The 17,342-nt window shown below is 43.6% G+C and carries 9 protein-coding genes; 7 read left to right on the forward strand and 2 right to left on the reverse strand.

Features of this window, described 5'->3' with window-relative positions:
- The first annotated feature begins 5 nt into the window (after positions 1–5).
- On the forward strand, positions 6–1,379 hold the full coding sequence (locus DSM08_RS06590) for a putative oxidoreductase C-terminal domain-containing protein (protein WP_149525416.1): 1,374 nt from the start codon (positions 6–8) through the stop codon (positions 1,377–1,379).
- Between the two features lie 494 nt (positions 1,380–1,873).
- Here the strand turns inward: DSM08_RS06590 and DSM08_RS06595 are convergent, their stop codons facing one another.
- Positions 1,874–2,227, reverse strand: a complete 354-nt coding sequence (locus DSM08_RS06595; protein ID WP_149525417.1) for a helix-turn-helix domain-containing protein — start codon at positions 2,225–2,227, stop codon at positions 1,874–1,876.
- Between the two features lie 2 nt (positions 2,228–2,229).
- Complete coding sequence (locus DSM08_RS06600) at positions 2,230–2,523, reverse strand: type II toxin-antitoxin system HigB family toxin (protein ID WP_149525418.1); 294 nt, start codon at positions 2,521–2,523, stop codon at positions 2,230–2,232.
- Between the two features lie 453 nt (positions 2,524–2,976).
- Between DSM08_RS06600 and DSM08_RS06605 the strand changes: the two genes are divergently transcribed.
- From DSM08_RS06605 to DSM08_RS06635, 6 genes are all read left to right on the forward strand, one after another.
- Positions 2,977–6,036: a SusC/RagA family TonB-linked outer membrane protein gene (locus tag DSM08_RS06605; protein WP_149525419.1), complete on the forward strand. Its 3,060-nt coding sequence runs from the start codon at positions 2,977–2,979 to the stop codon at positions 6,034–6,036.
- Positions 6,037–6,045: 9 nt separating this feature from the next.
- Positions 6,046–7,512: a RagB/SusD family nutrient uptake outer membrane protein gene (locus tag DSM08_RS06610; protein ID WP_149525420.1), complete on the forward strand. Its 1,467-nt coding sequence runs from the start codon at positions 6,046–6,048 to the stop codon at positions 7,510–7,512.
- Positions 7,513–7,516: 4 nt separating this feature from the next.
- A complete protein-coding gene (locus DSM08_RS06615; RefSeq protein ID WP_149525421.1) occupies positions 7,517–9,130 on the forward strand; it encodes an arylsulfatase in 1,614 nt (537 codons plus the stop codon).
- Between the two features lie 183 nt (positions 9,131–9,313).
- Positions 9,314–10,189 carry a DUF808 domain-containing protein gene (locus tag DSM08_RS06620; RefSeq protein WP_149525422.1) on the forward strand — a complete coding sequence of 292 codons (876 nt, stop codon included), beginning with the start codon at positions 9,314–9,316 and terminating at the stop codon, positions 10,187–10,189.
- 295 nt (positions 10,190–10,484) lie between these two features.
- On the forward strand, positions 10,485–14,060 hold the full coding sequence (locus DSM08_RS06625) for an alginate lyase family protein (protein ID WP_223110874.1): 3,576 nt from the start codon (positions 10,485–10,487) through the stop codon (positions 14,058–14,060).
- A gap of 143 nt (positions 14,061–14,203) precedes the next feature.
- Positions 14,204–17,332: a SusC/RagA family TonB-linked outer membrane protein gene (locus DSM08_RS06635; RefSeq protein ID WP_149525423.1), complete on the forward strand. Its 3,129-nt coding sequence runs from the start codon at positions 14,204–14,206 to the stop codon at positions 17,330–17,332.
- Positions 17,333–17,342 lie beyond the last annotated feature (10 nt).

Genomic DNA, 17,342 nt, shown 5'->3' on the forward strand with positions numbered 1-17,342 from the left:
TTCAAATGAAAAAATTAGCTATCGCCTTGCTTGTTCTTGCTACTTTGAATTCCTGTAAAACAGAAAAAGAAACAACGTCAGATAAACTCACGCTGATGACTTTAGATCCAGGACATTTTCATGCGTCCCTGATTCAAAAAAGTATGTTGCCCGGAATCGACTCCGTATGTTATGTTTATGCACCAAAGTCGTTAGGCGTATCTGCGCACAATGCTCTGCTGAACGAGTATAATATCCGTGAAGAAAACCCGACGGGTTGGAAGGTCGAATCCTACACCGATTCAGATTTCTTAGAGAAAATGCTGGAAGAAAAGCCTGGCAACATCGTCGTGTTAGCTGGTAACAATAAGAGAAAGACAGATTATATCCATAAGTCAGTTTCTGCAGCGCTCAACGTACTTTCGGATAAGCCCATGGCGATCAACAAAGAAGGATTCAACCTGTTGATTGACGCCTTTGACGTTGCGAAGGATAAGCAAGTATTGCTATATGATATCATGACCGAGCGTTATAATATCTTTTCTATTCTTCAGAAAGAGTTGGTCCATAATGCCGACCTATTTGGAACACTAGAGAAGGGTACAATTGATAACCCGGCAATCATCAAGAATTCGGTTCATCACTTCTTTAAAGAGGTGTCGGGCAAACCTTTGATTCGTCCAGATTGGTATTACGATGTCGAGCAGGAGGGAGAAGGTATTGTCGATGTTACCACGCATTCGATCGATTTGATTCAATGGCAACTTTTCCCGGAAAATGTATTTGACTACAAGGCGGATGTAGAAGTTCTTAATGCGAATCGCTATCCTACAAAAATTAGCTTAGCAGAGTTTGAGCAATCAACTGGCGATGCCGCATTCCCGGGTTTCCTACAAAAAGATGTCAAGAACGATACGCTAAATGTTTACGCCAATGGCGAGATCAATTATTCGCTCAAAGGAGTCCATAGCAAGGTTGCCGTACAATGGAATTATCAGGCTCCCGAAGGATCCGTTGATACCCATCTTTCACAAATTCGTGGAACGCGATCTATTGTATCGATCAAACAGGGCAAGGAGCAAAACTATAAACCACGCTTATACATCGAGCCAGCTGCAGCTACCGGATTTACAGAAGACGACAAAAAGGCCATAAATGCAGGCTTTGAAACCATCGCTAGTAAATACAAGGGTATTGCACTGAAAGCGGAAGGTAATGGCTACGTAGTCGATGTTCCTGCGGATTTATTGGAAGGACATGAAGAGCACTTTGCCCATGTCGCCAACAAGTTCCTGGATTATGTGCGTGCAGGCGAGATGCCAGAATGGGAGAAGTCCTACATGCTCACCAAATACTATATAACAACAGAAGCTTTGGCAAAAGCCAAAACATTAAGATAAACGATGTAATTCGATTCTAAACCTAAAAATAAGCGGCCCCCTCTGGGCCGCTTATTTTTTTTGCATCGTCGATTCGTCAACCCTCAATCTGCTTAGAACCCTTTCAGAACCCTTTCACTCCCCTTTATAACCCAAATCAAAGCCGCTCCGAATTGGGTTTGATAGGGGTTATAATAGGCTGAAGTTTGTTAGTGGTCAGACGAAGGTGTTTAGATTGTTTATCAAGGGAAAGTTGTCTTGAACCAGGAAAGGAAGGATGTAAGGATTGGCAGGATAGTATTGTTTAGAAAAGGAAGTTCGTCTGAACCAGGACAGGAAGGATGTAAGGATTGGCAGGATCCTGTTCATCTTTTCATCCTTTCTTTCCTGGTTCAAGACGATACACATATTCCCTTAGCCCTTCCTTCCTCAGTTCAAGACAAAATTCCCGTCTTGTTTATACGAAGGTTCAAAACTACAAATAGGAAAGATAGCTAGAAAAGTATGTTATACTATTAAGGCTTTAATTGATATTCTTGGATCAAGAAGTCAGAGGGGATTTTTAATAATTTCGAGAGATGCCGTATCATAGACAAGGTGAGTGGTCGTTTATAATTCAGGATCTTGCTAACAGTGCTTTTGTTTCCTAGTTGAGATGCCGAATATCCAAATTCTTTCATTCGAATTTTAATCATCTCAATAGGATCAATTTCCGTAACCGGGTATTTTTTGACCTCATAATTTGAAATCAAGGTAACCAAAAGCATCTTTTCTTTATGTTCCACCGTACCGCGCTTTGAATATTTGATCTCTTCAAATCGTTTAAGGGCGTTCTTATACTCGTTATCATTTTCTAGTAAATACCACATAGCTAAATATTCTTCGCATCTATTTTATCATATTCTGCGTGGGTTCCAATAAAGCGAACGTCCACATAACCGTCCTTATAGGCGACTTCAATAATTAATCGGAATTTATTGCCAACTATTTTGAAGCGAGCCCTATCCGCACTGATAATCTTAGCAGTTGGAAAATCGTCTATGATGTCCTGGCTTTTCAACCATTGTGCACTTCTGACCAGAATAATCCAAGCGTCAATCCCTTTTCTGCTGCTCGCATGTTTCTTTTTGAAACGATCTAGAAGTTCCAATTTCAGGATAATCATAACGCGATATAAAAATAAGTAAAAGTTTCCATTTTGGAAACTTTTAGATAACTGCTTTAATATGAATCTTCGTGCTTATCTCGCTGTGAATGTATTTTATTATCCTGTAAATCAGGAATGTATATAACACTTTAAAAATAATCTACTAAAATAGTAGACTTTATTTTCTAATCCTATTATATTTGTCAAAAGTTATTCAATTGGCGTTGGTAACCGCAAGTAAATTATTTATTAAACTAAATCATTCTCAATGAAAAGAAATCTATCTAAACAAGCATTTTTACCTTTCAAATTTTCTCATCTTTCTGCCCATTTTGGTATGCGAATGTGTCTTTAGTTCATTTCCCTAAAAAGAAAAAAGGGAAGCAAAGCTTCCCTCGAATTCAATAATGAAACAAGTTTTCAATTGGCGTTGGCACTTGTAAGTATTCACTATTAAACTAAAGCAAACATATGAAAAATATTGGAGTACTTCGGTATTTCAGTTTATTGCTATGGGCTTTCAGCTTGTTCAACAGCACGCTGTATGCTCAGGATAAACCCAAACCTATCATCAACGCATCTTTAGAAGGTGTTGTTCTTGATTCACTAACCCGGCAGCCTATAGAAGGGGTCACGATACAGTTAGATGCCGTAACGCATGCAGTAAAAACTGACCAGGAAGGCCGTTTTCAATTTGTCACCGGACAAAAATTGCCATTTACGATCAAAGTTAGCTTTCTTGGGTACAAGACGAAGAATTTAGTAGTCGACGTATCGCCAACCGCAATCTTGTTAAGTCCGTCTTCGGAAGATCTGGACGAGGTGGTCGTGGTCGGCTATGGTACGCAGCGACGCCGTGATCTGACGGGAGCTGTTGGCTCGGTTCCGGAAAGCTTCTTGAATCAAAAGGTAAGCTCTGTCGACCAGTCGCTGAAAGGAGCCATCTCAGGCGTACAAGTAACACAAACTTCCGGGCAGCCCGGAGCGGGGGTAAGTATCCGGGTTCGCGGCGGTGCATCCATTCAAGGAGGCAATGAACCGCTCTATGTAATCGATGGCTTTCCAGTTTACAATCAGTCGGAAAGCACTGGTGTTAACAGCGGGACACCGATCAACCCCTTAGCGAGCATCAACCCTAACGATATTGAAAGCATTGAAGTTTTGAAGGATGCTGCAGCGACAGCGATCTATGGCTCTCGCGGCGCGAACGGGGTGGTCATCATCAGTACGAAGAAGGGGCGTGCAGGTCGTGTGCAACTGAACTACGATGGCAGCAAGGGTTGGCAATCTGTTGTCAAGCAGATCGACGTCTTAGATGCCCAATCCTTCGCTCGATTACGGAATGAAACCCTGTATGATACCAACCCAAGTAGAGGAAAATTCCAGTATTTGTCGGAGGAACAGATTAGCCAACTAGGCGAGGGTACAAATTGGCAGAACGAAGCCTTCCGAGTGGGCGAGGTGCAAAATCATCAGCTATCACTGACGGGGGGAGCAGAAAGAATTCAGTATTATTTAGGCGCTAACTACCTGAATCAGGAAGGTGTTGTGGTCAATACAGACTTCCGTCGATTGGGTTTTCGATCCAACTTACACGCAAAGCCGTTCGAGCGGTTGGATGTTTCTGCCAATCTAACTATCAATAAAACCAATTCGCAGATCGCTCCGACGGGTATTATCAATTCCTTATTGATTATGCCGCCTACGGCTACAATCTATGAGGCGGATGGTTCATATACCCTGCGTAATCCATTTGAAAACATCTTTGCAAATCCTATTGCAACACTATTGGAGACGAGCAACGAATCTAATAATCTACGTGTTCTGGGAACTGCATATGCGCAATACGAATTGTTGAAAGGTTTGTCTGCTAAAGTGTTATTTGGGGTAGACCTGAGTAATAGAAATGATAAGTATTACCTGCCATCATATATTTATGAGGGCTCAGGAAGCAAAGGGACAGCCAACTTGGGAAACCTAGAGAATCAAGCCTGGTTAAATGAGAATACGCTAACCTATAGCAAAAGCTTCGGACAACATGACCTCAACGTGCTGCTCGGTTTTACGCAGCAGGAAAGCAGTACAAGCTTGTTCAATGCAGGGGCATCAAGCTTCGTAACAGACGAACTTCTTTATAACAACCTGCAGAGCGGGTCGGTTTTAATCCGTCCTAACTCTGATGCTTACGATTGGGTATTACACTCGCTGTTGAGTCGCATAAATTATAATTATGCAAATAAATATTATGTTTCGGCAAGTATTCGCCGAGACGGTAGTTCTCGTTTTGGAAGTGCTAACAAATGGGGTAATTTTCCATCCTTAGCGTTTTCATGGAGAGCAAGCAAAGAGGACTTTTTTACAGGCTTACTGCCGACGATTAATGATTTGAAAGTACGCGCCAGCTTCGGAGCAACAGGAAATCAGGAAATCGGCCAGTATCAGTCACTCGCTACTCTTTATGCTTTGAACTATTATTTCGGAAATGCAGTGCAGACCGGATTTGCATCGCAGCGTGTGCCGAATGCTGAGTTAGGTTGGGAGACGACTTATCAATATGATGCGGGTATTGATTTGGCATTCCTGCAAAATCGAATACAAATATCAGCGGACTACTATTACAAGCGCACTAAAAATTTGTTGCTCAGCGTGGAAATTCCTTGGACATCGGGCTATGCAACTTCCTTGCAGAATTTCGGCTCGGTGAGCAATAAAGGCGTGGAACTGAGCATCAAGAGCAAGAATGTGCAGGGTGCATTTAATTGGGGTTCGGATTTCAATATCTCCTTTAACCGGAACAAGGTCTTATCGATTGGCGATGGCTCGGAGCGCTACATCAACGGTAATTACCTGATTGCTGTCGGAAAACCATTGGGAACATTCTATGGCACGGTGACAGACGGTATCTTGCAGTTGGGAGAGGAAGCCACTAAGGGTGTTTATACGGGGAATGCAAATCCAAAAGCTGGAGATCGCCTATATAAAGATATTGACGGCGATGGTAAGTTTTCGACAGCAAACGACCGCACGATTATTGGAAATGCGCAACCCGATTTTATCTTCGGCTTCAGTAATAACTTTTCTTATCAAGGTTTCGATTTGAGTTTCTTGATACAAGGCACTGTCGGTAATCAGATTCTGAATATAAATCGCCAAAACCTCGAGATGTTTACCGGGCAGCAAAATGCGTCGATAGATGCTTTAGCTCGCTGGACTCCCGAAAACACTACGCAGGTTTATCCTCGGGCAAAGCTTGATCCGGCGCCCATCTTTTCGGACCAATTTGTGGAGTCGGGAACATTCGTTCGGCTGGCGAACCTACGGTTTGCTTATTCCCTGCCTAAAACTTGGTTAAGCTCAGCCCACATTAATCATGCGCAAGTTTACTTTATTGGACAAAACCTACTGACCTTGACAAACTATCGCGGTTTTGACCCGGAAGTAACATCGGGCAGCAATGTGCAGATCGGAACCGACGCTGGCATCTATCCTGTAGCGAAGACTTTGTCGTTGGGGCTTTCATTAACCTTTTAATATCCTGTCATGAGAAAAAGATATCTACCTATTGTCCTATTGATTTCACTGCTTGCAACCGCTTGTTCGAAGTTAGACGAGCAGCCCCGTGCTATCCTCGTGAATGAGCAGTTCTACCTCGATGAGGCGCAAGCTGTCGCTGCGGTTACCGGAACTTATAGAAAACTATATGAAACTGGACAGTCCCTGTATAATAGTTTGTTCCAGATTGGCGTGGAGATGGCGACGGACGACTATGAGGCGGGACCGCGTGCGCGGAATGCCCATGTTCGCGCGATCAGTAACTTAACGCACGACGCGTCGAATGACCGCATGGAGCAATTATGGAAGCAGAGCTATGATGCCATCAATGCTTCTAACCTGAATATAGTTGCTATAGAAAAGATTCCAGCCGATAAGATCGACGCCACGATACAGAAGCGTCTGATATTAGAAGCGAGGTTCTTGCGCGCCTTGCATTACTTCAATTTAGTGCGTTGGTTTGGCGACGTGCCATTGCAACTGCAGCCGATTGCAAACCTGAGCAAGGCGGAACTGCAGGTGGCGAAAAGTACTGAGGAGCAGGTTTACTTACAGATTATTGCCGATTTACAGGCTGCAGAAGCTTTGCCCAATTATAAAGCATATGGCGATACAGACAGAGGACGGGCGAGTTCCGGAGCAGCAAAGAGCTTGTTGGCTAAGGTTTATCTGACGCAGAAAGATTATGCGAAAGCGAAAGCTAAGGCAGCAGAGGTCATTGAGCAGGAGGGCTATGAGCTATTTGAGGAATTTGCCGATGTGTTCAACGTGGAGACGAAGAATGGGAAGGAGCATATTTTCTCGGCGCAGTTTAAGGGGAATGTAGGCTACCAGGGCAATTCCTTGGCGGGCCGTTCAGCACCGGCTGATATTCCTGGCATCAATGGCGATTATGCGGATGCCTTACATGTGCAGGGTGGCTTGTATGAAGCGTACGAGAAAACCGACGCCCGCCTTGCTGTGACTTTTACGCTCGGAAAAGTATCGCCTGTCGACGGTAAGTATTACGCACTGCCTACGCCGCAATTCAATAAATATTATGACGACGCGGTGGTCGGTAATCAAAGCCAATCTTCTAAAAACTTACCAATTATTCGGTATGCAGAAGTGCTATTGATCTTCGCAGAGGCGGAAAATGAGTTGAATGGACCTACTGCTGCTGCAAAAGACGCGTTGAATGCAGTACGGCAGCGGGCGAAGACTACTTTATTGACAACCAGCGTTAGTAAAGATGCCTTTCGGGAGTCGGTTTTTGAAGAGCGTCGGAAAGAACTCGTCTATGAGTATCAAAGATGGTTCGACTTGGTGAGGCGTGGTGCGGACTACTACGTCGCTAAGCTGAAAGCCGCGGGCAAGATTAATGCCTCCGCAAGACATCTGCATTTTCCTACTCCACAGCGAGAATTGAACCTTAACCCTAATCTAAAACAACATCCAGATTGGATTAATCATTAACATTATGAACAGAAAGAACATTTTCCTAAACACAGTATTGCTTCTTCTTTCGCTATCGGTATGGGCGCAAGATAAAAGACCAAATATTATTTTAATCCTGGCAGATGATCTGGGCTATTCGGACCTGGGATCATATGGGTCGGAAATCCCAACCCCTAATTTAGATCGTCTAGCGAAGGAAGGGTTGCGCCTTCGTGAGTTTTATAACAACTCCATATGTGCACCCACCAGAGCATCGCTGCTGACCGGGCAGTACCAACATAAAGCCGGGGTCGGTTACTTTTCTAATGACCTGGGACTGTCTGCATATCAGGGTTATCTGAATAAGGAGTCCCTAACGATTGCGGAGGTGCTTAAAGAAAATGGCTACATTACGCTAACCTCTGGTAAGTGGCATGTGTCGGAGAAGGGGCAAAGTTATCCTTGGGAAAGAGGATTTGACTACGTCTATCCTCGCGATGATAAGAATGCAAATTCCGGAGCACCGGGTCTACGAACGCCTGAAACAGATGCGGAGGGCTATCCAACTCAAGCGACATTTTCGACCAACTTGATCACGCGGAATGCGATAGGTTTTTTGGATAGCATTAAGAGTCGACAGGAGCCGTTCTTTTTGTATTTAGCACATACGGCTCCGCATTGGCCTTTGGTTGCTCCAAAAGAGGATATAGCTCGCTTTAAAGGCAAGTATGATATGGGATGGTCGGTCCTTAGGGAGCAAAGACTAAAAAGACAGCGTGAAATCGGCTTGATACCGACGGGACTGACTCCATCAACTGCTGATCGGGATCTTTATGACTGGGAAAAACTGACTGCTGAACAAAGGGCAGGTTGGGCGAAGAAAATGGAAATATTCGCTGCGATGGTCTATCGTTTGGATCAAAGTATCGGAGAGCTGTTAGACCGCTTGGAAAAGAACGGACAATTAGATAATACGCTAATCGTCTTCCTTTCTGATAACGGTGCGCCGGCTGAGGATTTGGTTCGCTGGCATCATGGTTCGGATAGGAATAAGGGCGCTATTGGGACGGTTACTTCCTATGAATCGCAGAGTAAGAATTGGTCATATGCAAGTAACACACCGTTTAAAGCTTTTAAAGACTACATGTATGAAGGTGGTATCAATACGCCGTTCATCGCTTGGTTCCCCGGAAGAATTCAACAGGGAGAAATCAAACAAGGTACTGGACATATAATCGACTTAGCACCTACGTTCTATGAATTAGCGAATGCAAAGTATCCGGAAGCTTATAAGGCGACGAAGGTTAATGCGCTCGCAGGTAAAAGTTTATTACCACTGCTTACCAGCGAAAGCCAACAGGTGCTTCGAGAGGAAGGTCTTTTCTGGGAGCGTGCGGGGAACAGAGCAGCGAGGGTAGGGAAGTGGAAGTTGGTTTCGACTTGGCCGTCGCAAACCTGGGAATTATATGATTTGGAGAGCGACCCGACGGAGACGAGAAATATTGCGGATAAAAATGAGGACGTCGTATCCCGACTGGCACAGGCTTATGCAAATTGGGCAAAAGAAACAGGTGTTGTGGACTTCGCGGAATTAGAAAGTAAAGAGCCTGCATCCATGAAAGAGTTCCGGAAAAGCAAAGTGCAGGAAGTAGAATAGGGATTAAGCGAGCAGGTAGAACTAGTTTAATACCGTCCTTTGTTATTTTTTTTCTGAAATTGTCTGTTATCAATGGTCTTCAAGAACTTTCATTTCTGTTGATGATTCAATGAAAACATGAAAGTTTTTTCAAACATTTCTAAATTAATTCTATTTTAGAAAAGTAAAAGATAATTAATAACTATGGCATCAGGCATATTTGCGGTATTGGATGATATCGCTGCATTAATGGACGACGTGGCGGTAGCCAGTAAGTTGGCAACACGTAAGACTGCAGGTATTTTAGGAGACGATTTAGCCGTTAATGCAGAAAAAGCTACTGGATTTTTAGCAACCCGTGAGATTCCGGTGCTATGGGCAATTACCAAAGGCTCTTTTATCAATAAACTGATCATTGTGCCGATTGCATTGATCCTGAATGCAATATTTCCAATAGCGATCAAGTATATCTTGATCCTCGGTGGTTTTTACTTGGCTTACGAGGGGGTAGAAAAGATTGTTCATTACCTGTTCCATCGTAAGAAAGAAGGCCATGAGGTTATCCAGAAGAATGTAGAGCAGGGGGAGATTGCAGAGAACGCGAAGATAAAGTCTGCTATTACCACTGACTTTATCTTATCGGTGGAGATTGTGATCATCGCCCTAGGAACCGTGTTAGACCAATCTTTGACGATTCAGATTCTAACGGTTTCTGTAGTAGCTATTATCGCTACGATAGGTGTCTATGGGATTGTGGCGCTAATTGTGCGCATGGACGATATGGGATATAGCCTGATCAAGCGTTCCAACGATAAGGGATTTGCTGCTAAGTTCGGGCATGCTTTAGTGAAGTTATTACCCTTAGTAATTAAATCCTTAGGCGTAATTGGAACGATTGCTTTATTGATGGTATCAGGAGATATTTTTGTTCATAATATCGACTATCTACACCATATGTTACCAAGCCTACCGGGTATTGTTAAATCAATTGCTGCAGCAATCGTTGGTGGTTTGATAGCTTTGGGATTGGTGACTGTTGGTAAAGCTTTGTTCGGCAAGAAAGAAAAAGCGCACGCTTAAGATTCCTCAGGAAAGTAAACTTAAAATAAATAGATCAAGAGAGAGTTCTTATAGTAAGGGCTCTCTCTTTATTTTTTGCTGAAAGTGTTCTTTTCAAAACACCATCAAGAAGCTTTATCCCTGTTGATGCTTCAAAGTATCCATTAAAGTTTTTATGAAGAAAACCTGTTTTATCAGGTTTAAACGCTATTTGTAAAGCGTTCTGAACAAATACTCCCCCTTTTAAACCGATATCAACACCTAAAACGTCAGTTCTGCATGCATCTTCGTTCTACTGATTTAGAACCTATTTGTTATGCTGAGAAAAACTTATCTATCGTTTATTCTTTTTATCGGGCTTTCAATTATTGGGAATCTGCAGGCTCAAACTAGTCAGCGGCTTATCAATGATTGGGAGTTTTTGCGCTCTGATCTTGGGGGGATATGGGAGGGGATTCGTCCTGTTCCTGCCGGAGCGCCTGAGTCTGTTCCTATATGGTCCAAGGTGCAGTTGCCACATACCTACAATGCGTCGGATGCGGTGGATCCGCATGAGAATTATTATCAGGGTCCGGCATGGTACAGAACCAACCTATCAATAAATAACCCTTATTCCGACGGACGTGTTATTTTGCACTTCGAAGGAGCTGGCCAAAAGAGCAACGTCTATGTCTACGATCAATTAGTTACAGAGCATGTCGGTGGTTATGATGAGTGGTATGCGGATATTACGGATGCAGTAGCGAAGTTTAGGGCATCGGAAGACGCGAAGCGCTTTAATGGAAAAGTGCCTGTGTTGATTAGAACAGATAATTCCAGAGATTTGGAGATGATTCCTTCAGATCTTTCGGATTTTACACTGTTTGGAGGGCTGTATCGTTATGTCAATTTGGTATATGCACCGAAGCTTTCGGTACAACATATTTTCTCGGAAATCAATCTTCAGCCTAATTTAAAGGGGGCTAAGGTGACTCTCAAAGGACGTTTTTGGAATCCTGAAGGTATAAAGGAAGCTTCATTGCAAACAAAGATATTTGATCCTAAAGGGAAGGAAATCATTAATAAGAAACAAACTGTTTCGATTTCGAATGATGGTAATTTCAATCTTGAACCTCTTGCTGTATCCAATCCTAGTTTATGGAGTCCCAACCAGCCGAATCTATATCGTGTGGAGATCTCGGCGATCGTAGGAAAGGATACAGCTATTTTAAAGGAGCATATCGGCTTCCGATCTTTTGAATTTGTTGCATCGGGTCCATTTCATCTGAATGGCGAACGCCTTTTGCTGCGTGGTACGCATCGACATGAGGACCATGCGGGTGTAGGGCAAGCGATGACAGAGGAGCAGATTTGGCAAGAGATGCGGATGATGAAGGACATGGGGGTAAACTTTATTCGATTAGGACATTACCAGCAGTCGAGGATAGTTTTGGAAGCTTGCGACCAACTAGGAATATTGGTTTGGGAGGAGATTCCATGGTGTCGCGGTGGGTTGGGCGGCCCTGTATATCAGGAGCAAGCGCGCCGGATGCTCACTAATATGATTGAGCAGCATTATAATCATCCGTCCATTATTATTTGGGGACTTGGAAACGAGAATGATTGGCCCGGCGACTTTAATGAGTTCGACCAACAGAAGATAAGGACCTTTATGACTGAGTTACATCAGTTATCTCATAAACTTGATGACTCCAGAAAGACAGCGATTCGCCGTTGTGATTTCTGTAGAGATATTGTAGATGTCTATTCGCCTTCTATTTGGGCAGGTTGGTATCGTGGGGTATATACGGATTACAAGACAGCTAGTAGAACCGAGTTTGAGCGGGTTAGTCACTTCCTGCATGTCGAATGGGGTGGGGATAGTCATGCGCGAAGACATTCGGAGACACCTGATGAAGGGCTTTCGGAAGTGATGCGCAGTACCTCGGCAGATGAGCGCGCAGGTGATGCGTCGCTTTTCGGTGGGCCGGCGAGAGTATCAAAAGATGGCGATTGGAGTGAGAGCTACATCGTAAATCTAATTGATTGGCACCTGAAAGAACAAGAAACCATGCCTTGGTTGACCGGTACTGCATACTGGCCATTTAAGGATTTTACGACGCCGGTTCGTCCAGAGAACCCCGTCCCTTATATGAATCAAAAGGGGGTTGTTGAAAGAAACTTGAATAAGAAGGAATCATACTATGTTTTCCAATCCTATTGGACGGAGGAGCCTATGGTTCGTATCTATGGTCATAGCTGGCCAACGCGATGGGGTGATGAAGGGCAGGAAAGAATGGTTAAAGTGTACTCGAACGCGGAAGAAGTGGAACTTTTTCACAATGGTATAAGCCTCGGAAAGAAAAAGCGTGATTCGCAGGACTTCCCTGCAGCTGGACTGCGATGGATGGTGAAATTTGAAAAAGGGAAGAATGAACTGAAGGCGATCGCGAGGAAAGGGAAGGTAGTGATATCGGATGAGCTAGTTCAAGATTACCAAACCGAGAAATGGGGTAAACCAGCTAGCATAAGCTTGAATGCCATTGAAACTAAAGGCGATACTGTGCTATTGGAAGCTAAGTTTCTCGATGCAAAAGGAGTTCCAGTATTAGATAGTCGCGATTATTTGGAGTTTGCATCCGCAGGCGATGGATATCTTATCGTCAACCAGGGTACATCGGATGGGAGCAGTAGATTACAGGCTTATAACGGCCGTGCGCTTATCCGTTTTGTGCGAACAGGAAAGCATGCCGTCGTATCGGTGAAAGGCGATTATATCAAATCGACACTAATCAATATTACTGGTGAAGACAGAGATTTGACGACTACTGTCGTTAATAAACTCCGTCCAGAGGTTTTAGCGGCAGCGGATAAAGCCTTAGAGGAGCCCATCAGGACGATTACTTCGGCTACCAGCGAGCGTAGTTTAGGGACGAAGAATGACTTCTATTCGGAAGGAGACTATTGGTGGCCAAATCCAGAGGATAACGATGGTCCTTATATCCGTAAAGATGGCATGAGCAATCCCGATAACTTTGTAGCACATCGGGAGCTTGTGATGCGATACGGTGATATCATTAGCGATCTGGTTTCCGGATGGTTGCTAACGAAAGATGATCGCTATGCGAAGCGAGCAATGGAACATGCAAAGGCTTGGTTCGTCGATAAAAATACACGTATGAACCCTTCGATGAACTATGCGCAAGCCATCAAGGGTGTAGCAAGTGGGAGAGGTATCGGATTAATTGATGGAATTCATTTTGTCGAAGTAGCGCGCTCGCTAGAACACTTAAAAACTGCTGGCAAGCTCAATGAGAAAGACGGAAAAGCGATTGAAGAATGGTTTGCTTCTTATTTAAACTGGATGAATACCCATCCCTATGGACTGGACGAAAAGGCTACTAAGAACAATCACGCTTCCTGTTGGTTATTGCAAGCAGCAGCATTCGCTCGCTATACAAATAATCAGGCTATGCTAGACTCCTGCGTTCAACGCTATCAGCAGGTCATATTACCCAATCAGATGGCTAGTAACGGCAGTTTTCCGTTGGAGATCGAAAGAACAAAGCCATATGGATATTCACTTTTCAACTTAGATATCTTTGCGGGTATTACGCGTATTCTGCAGAAGCATAATTCGCAGGCAGCCGAGATTACCGTAGATGGGAAGAATTTAGAAAAGGGTATTGATTTCATGTTCCCATATGTGGTAGACAAGACGAAATGGCCTTATGAAAAGGATGTAATGTATTGGGATAATTGGCCAATTGCCCATCCTTTTTTACTGTTCGGTGCATTAGATTTTCAACGGGAAGACTTGTTGAATACCTGGTTGAAGCTGCCGTTAGATTATAGTGAATTAGAAGTACGCAGAAATTCGCCGATGAGGCATCCATTAATCTGGATTCTCTAAAAACAGGTGTAGGATTGCAAATAAAGCAATTTCTACCCCTATTTGAGCAATTTCTACCCCTAATAAATATTAACCAATCAAGACATTTGTCTAACCCGGGTCTGCTCGGGCACTTATTTTATCCAAATTAAAACCTATCAGTTATGATGAGATCATGCATCCACCTCAGTAGGAGCTGCTGTATCATAATTGGACTTATTTTTCTTGTTCAATTATCATATGCGCAAGCTTTACGAACTATTCAAGGAGTGGTACGTCTGCAAGACGGAACTGCTGCTGCCAATGTCAGTGTATCCATTAAAAACAGTCAACAAGAGACTTCAACAAATGAAGCTGGGGACTTTCGTTTGCAAGCTTCGAATGCAGCTGTTCTGCAATTTAGACTCCTTGGTTATCAAACGCAGGAGGTTACTGTCGGAACACAATCGACCATCAATGTTGTTTTAGTTGAAAATCAAGAGAACCTCGATGAGGTTGTGGTGGTCGGCTATGGCACGCAAAAGAAAGTTAATCTAAGCGGTGCGGTAAGCCAAGTAGCAGGGGAAGAGCTTGTCGACCGTCCAAATGTTAACCTTACGTCTGCCTTACAGGGTGTTTTGCCGGGAGTCGCAGTAACGCGAAGTAGCGGTAATCCTGGTGATGAAGGCAGTGGTATCCGTGTTCGTGGCTTTAGTTCTGCGAATAGTATGTCAGCCTTGGTATTAGTAGACGGTATTGAAATGGACCTCAACCTGATCAATCCTGATGACGTAGAGTCTATATCGGTTCTTAAGGATGCGTCAGCATCGGCAATCTATGGAGCAAGAGCTGCAGGAGGTGTCATCTTAGTTACGACGAAGAAGGGAAAAGCAGGTAAGCCGGTAGTGAATTACAATAATTACTACGGTGTTAATATCGCTGCCCGTCGTCCTGAACGTTTAAACTCTTGGGATGAGCAATTATTGATCGACGAAGCGCGCTTGAATGCGACCGGAAATCCAGAGTTCACGGAAGAGCAACGCGAATGGTTAATGAATCCGAACTTTTCTTACAGACCTAACCCAACACAGGATCGCTGGGAATATTTCGGCAACAATAACTGGATTAAGGAGGGGATGAATAAGTATAGCGACATGCATAATCACAACCTTTCCCTAAGCGGCGGTGGAGAAAAGGTAACATATAATGTTTCCGGAGGATATTACAATCGTAGCGGTGTTCTCCGCTATGGTCCAGACGATAACTCACGTTACACCCTTCGAACGAACCTATCTGCGGAAGTAAATAAATATGTACAGTTAAATATCGCAGCCAATTACGTAGGATCTGAGGTGAATCAGAATGCTTACGGAACGCAGCAGATTATCAACAGAATGTACAGAAGTAGAACACGCCAGAGCCTTTATGTTCCAGCAGAAGATATCACAGGGCAGCCGTTCAATGGTGACTTGCAGATCAACCCGATAGACATCCAGCAAAACGGTGGTCTCTACAGACGTCTTTATGAATCTTTTACAGGTAGAGCCAATTTAAAGATCAAGAATATTGTAGAGGGGTTGACGATCGATATCACAGGTTCTAGAAATCAAGATTACTATAATATGCAACGCGATCGTCGTACGATTATTTGGTACGGACGCTCAACAAACACCATCCGATCGAAAGTAAACGATCCGAACTCTACGGAGCGGGCTAAAAACAGAGGATTCCTAAACAACCTACAAGCGGTAGCTACCTATAACTTTAAGGTTGCTGAGAATCATAACTTTACCTTGCTTGCTGGTACTTCCTTCGAAGAATACCGTAAGGATGAATTAGTAGCAGGCGCGCAGTCTTTAATCACTAACGACTTCTATAGCTTAAACTACGGTAATCCGGCGACAAAAACCAATGGTGATGATATTCAAACATGGGCGATGGGATCTTACTTCGGTCGTTTGAACTACAACTACAAAGAACGCTATCTATTAGAAGCATCTTTCAGATATGACGGTAGTTCGCGATTAGCGCCAGAAAACCGTTGGGAACTATTTCCTTCATTCTCTGCAGCGTGGCGTTTAGATCAGGAAGAGTTCATGAAAGATCAAACTATCTTTGACTTGTTAAAGATTAGAGCATCTTGGGGACAATTGGGTAATGGTGCTTCCTTAGGGCTGTACGATTATATCCCGTTGTTGTCTTCAGGATTGCGCGAGAGTGCTAGTGACAACCCTTATCTAGTGTTCAACGATGTGCGCGAGCAGTATCTCTTCCAAAAGCAATTAGCATCTCCACAAAAGACTTGGGAGGTTGTGCAACAAAGTAATATCGGTATTGACTTCGCTATCCTGAAGAATCGCCTTTCTTTCACTGGAGACTACTATGTAAAGCGCAATAAGAATATGCTAGCGGCCTTGAACTTGCCGTCTATTATTGGTATAGATGTTCCTTTTTTCAACGTGGGTGAATTAAAGAGCTGGGGATGGGAATTTGATATCAAGTGGAAAGACAAGATCAATGATTTTAGATATTCAGTAGGATTCAATTTATCAGATAATCAAAATGAACTGGTGCGTTTCGATGGTCGTAACATCATCAATGAAGGTGTTGTCGATTTATTAGAAGGCTATCCAATGAACACCGTTTGGGGTTACAAAACAGATGGATATTTCCAAACGAAAGAAGAGTACGATGCTTATAAAGCACAAGTGAATACGCCATTCTTCCCGAACAATGCTGGTGCCGGAGATGTGAAATACTTAGACGTTAATGGCGATAGTGTTATTTCGGCAGGCGAAGGTACGCCAAATAGTCCAGGTGACTTAGTGAACTATGGTACTTCCAACGGACGTTACTTCTACGGATTCAATATGGGCTTCCAATACAAAGGATTTGATTTCAGTGCGATGTTGCAAGGGGTTGCCAAACGTGTATTCGTGATCTCTACAGAAACATTGTCGCCGATGTTAGGTACTGCTGATTTGCCATGGACCATACATATGGACCGTTGGTCGCCGGAGAATCCTGATGCAACCTTCCCACGCATGTATCAAACAAGTTCACATAACTACCGTCCGTCGGATAAATGGATTCAGAACGGGGCGTATTTACGTTTGAAGAATGTACAATTGGGTTATACATTGCCATTAAAGACACAAGCGATCCGTAAGCTGAGAGTGTTCTTCTCCGGACAAGATCTATGGGAAACAACGAAAGTGATGGAGGTCTTCGATCCTGAGGTTCCCAACAATGTTGGAGCGACCACTTATCCGTTTTTCCGAACCGTTTCTTTTGGCCTTAATCTGACCCTTTAATCTCCTGTCA

This window comes from Sphingobacterium hotanense, from assembly GCF_008274825.1.
Classification (GTDB): domain Bacteria; phylum Bacteroidota; class Bacteroidia; order Sphingobacteriales; family Sphingobacteriaceae; genus Sphingobacterium; species Sphingobacterium hotanense.

Excerpts from the sequence above, each read along its gene's own strand:
- DSM08_RS06600 (WP_149525418.1), bottom strand. The coding sequence starts at position 2,523 with ATGATTATCCTGAAATTGGAACTTCTAGATCGTTTCAAAAAGAAACAT.
- DSM08_RS06605 (WP_149525419.1), top strand. The coding sequence starts at position 2,977 with ATGAAAAATATTGGAGTACTTCGGTATTTCAGTTTATTGCTATGGGCT.
- DSM08_RS06610 (WP_149525420.1), top strand. The coding sequence starts at position 6,046 with ATGAGAAAAAGATATCTACCTATTGTCCTATTGATTTCACTGCTTGCA.
- DSM08_RS06595 (WP_149525417.1), bottom strand. The coding sequence starts at position 2,227 with ATGTGGTATTTACTAGAAAATGATAACGAGTATAAGAACGCCCTTAAA.
- DSM08_RS06620 (WP_149525422.1), top strand. The coding sequence starts at position 9,314 with ATGGCATCAGGCATATTTGCGGTATTGGATGATATCGCTGCATTAATG.
- DSM08_RS06615 (WP_149525421.1), top strand. The coding sequence starts at position 7,517 with ATGAACAGAAAGAACATTTTCCTAAACACAGTATTGCTTCTTCTTTCG.
- DSM08_RS06590 (WP_149525416.1), top strand. The coding sequence starts at position 6 with ATGAAAAAATTAGCTATCGCCTTGCTTGTTCTTGCTACTTTGAATTCC.
- DSM08_RS06635 (WP_149525423.1), top strand. The coding sequence starts at position 14,204 with ATGATGAGATCATGCATCCACCTCAGTAGGAGCTGCTGTATCATAATT.
- DSM08_RS06625 (WP_223110874.1), top strand. The coding sequence starts at position 10,485 with ATGCTGAGAAAAACTTATCTATCGTTTATTCTTTTTATCGGGCTTTCA.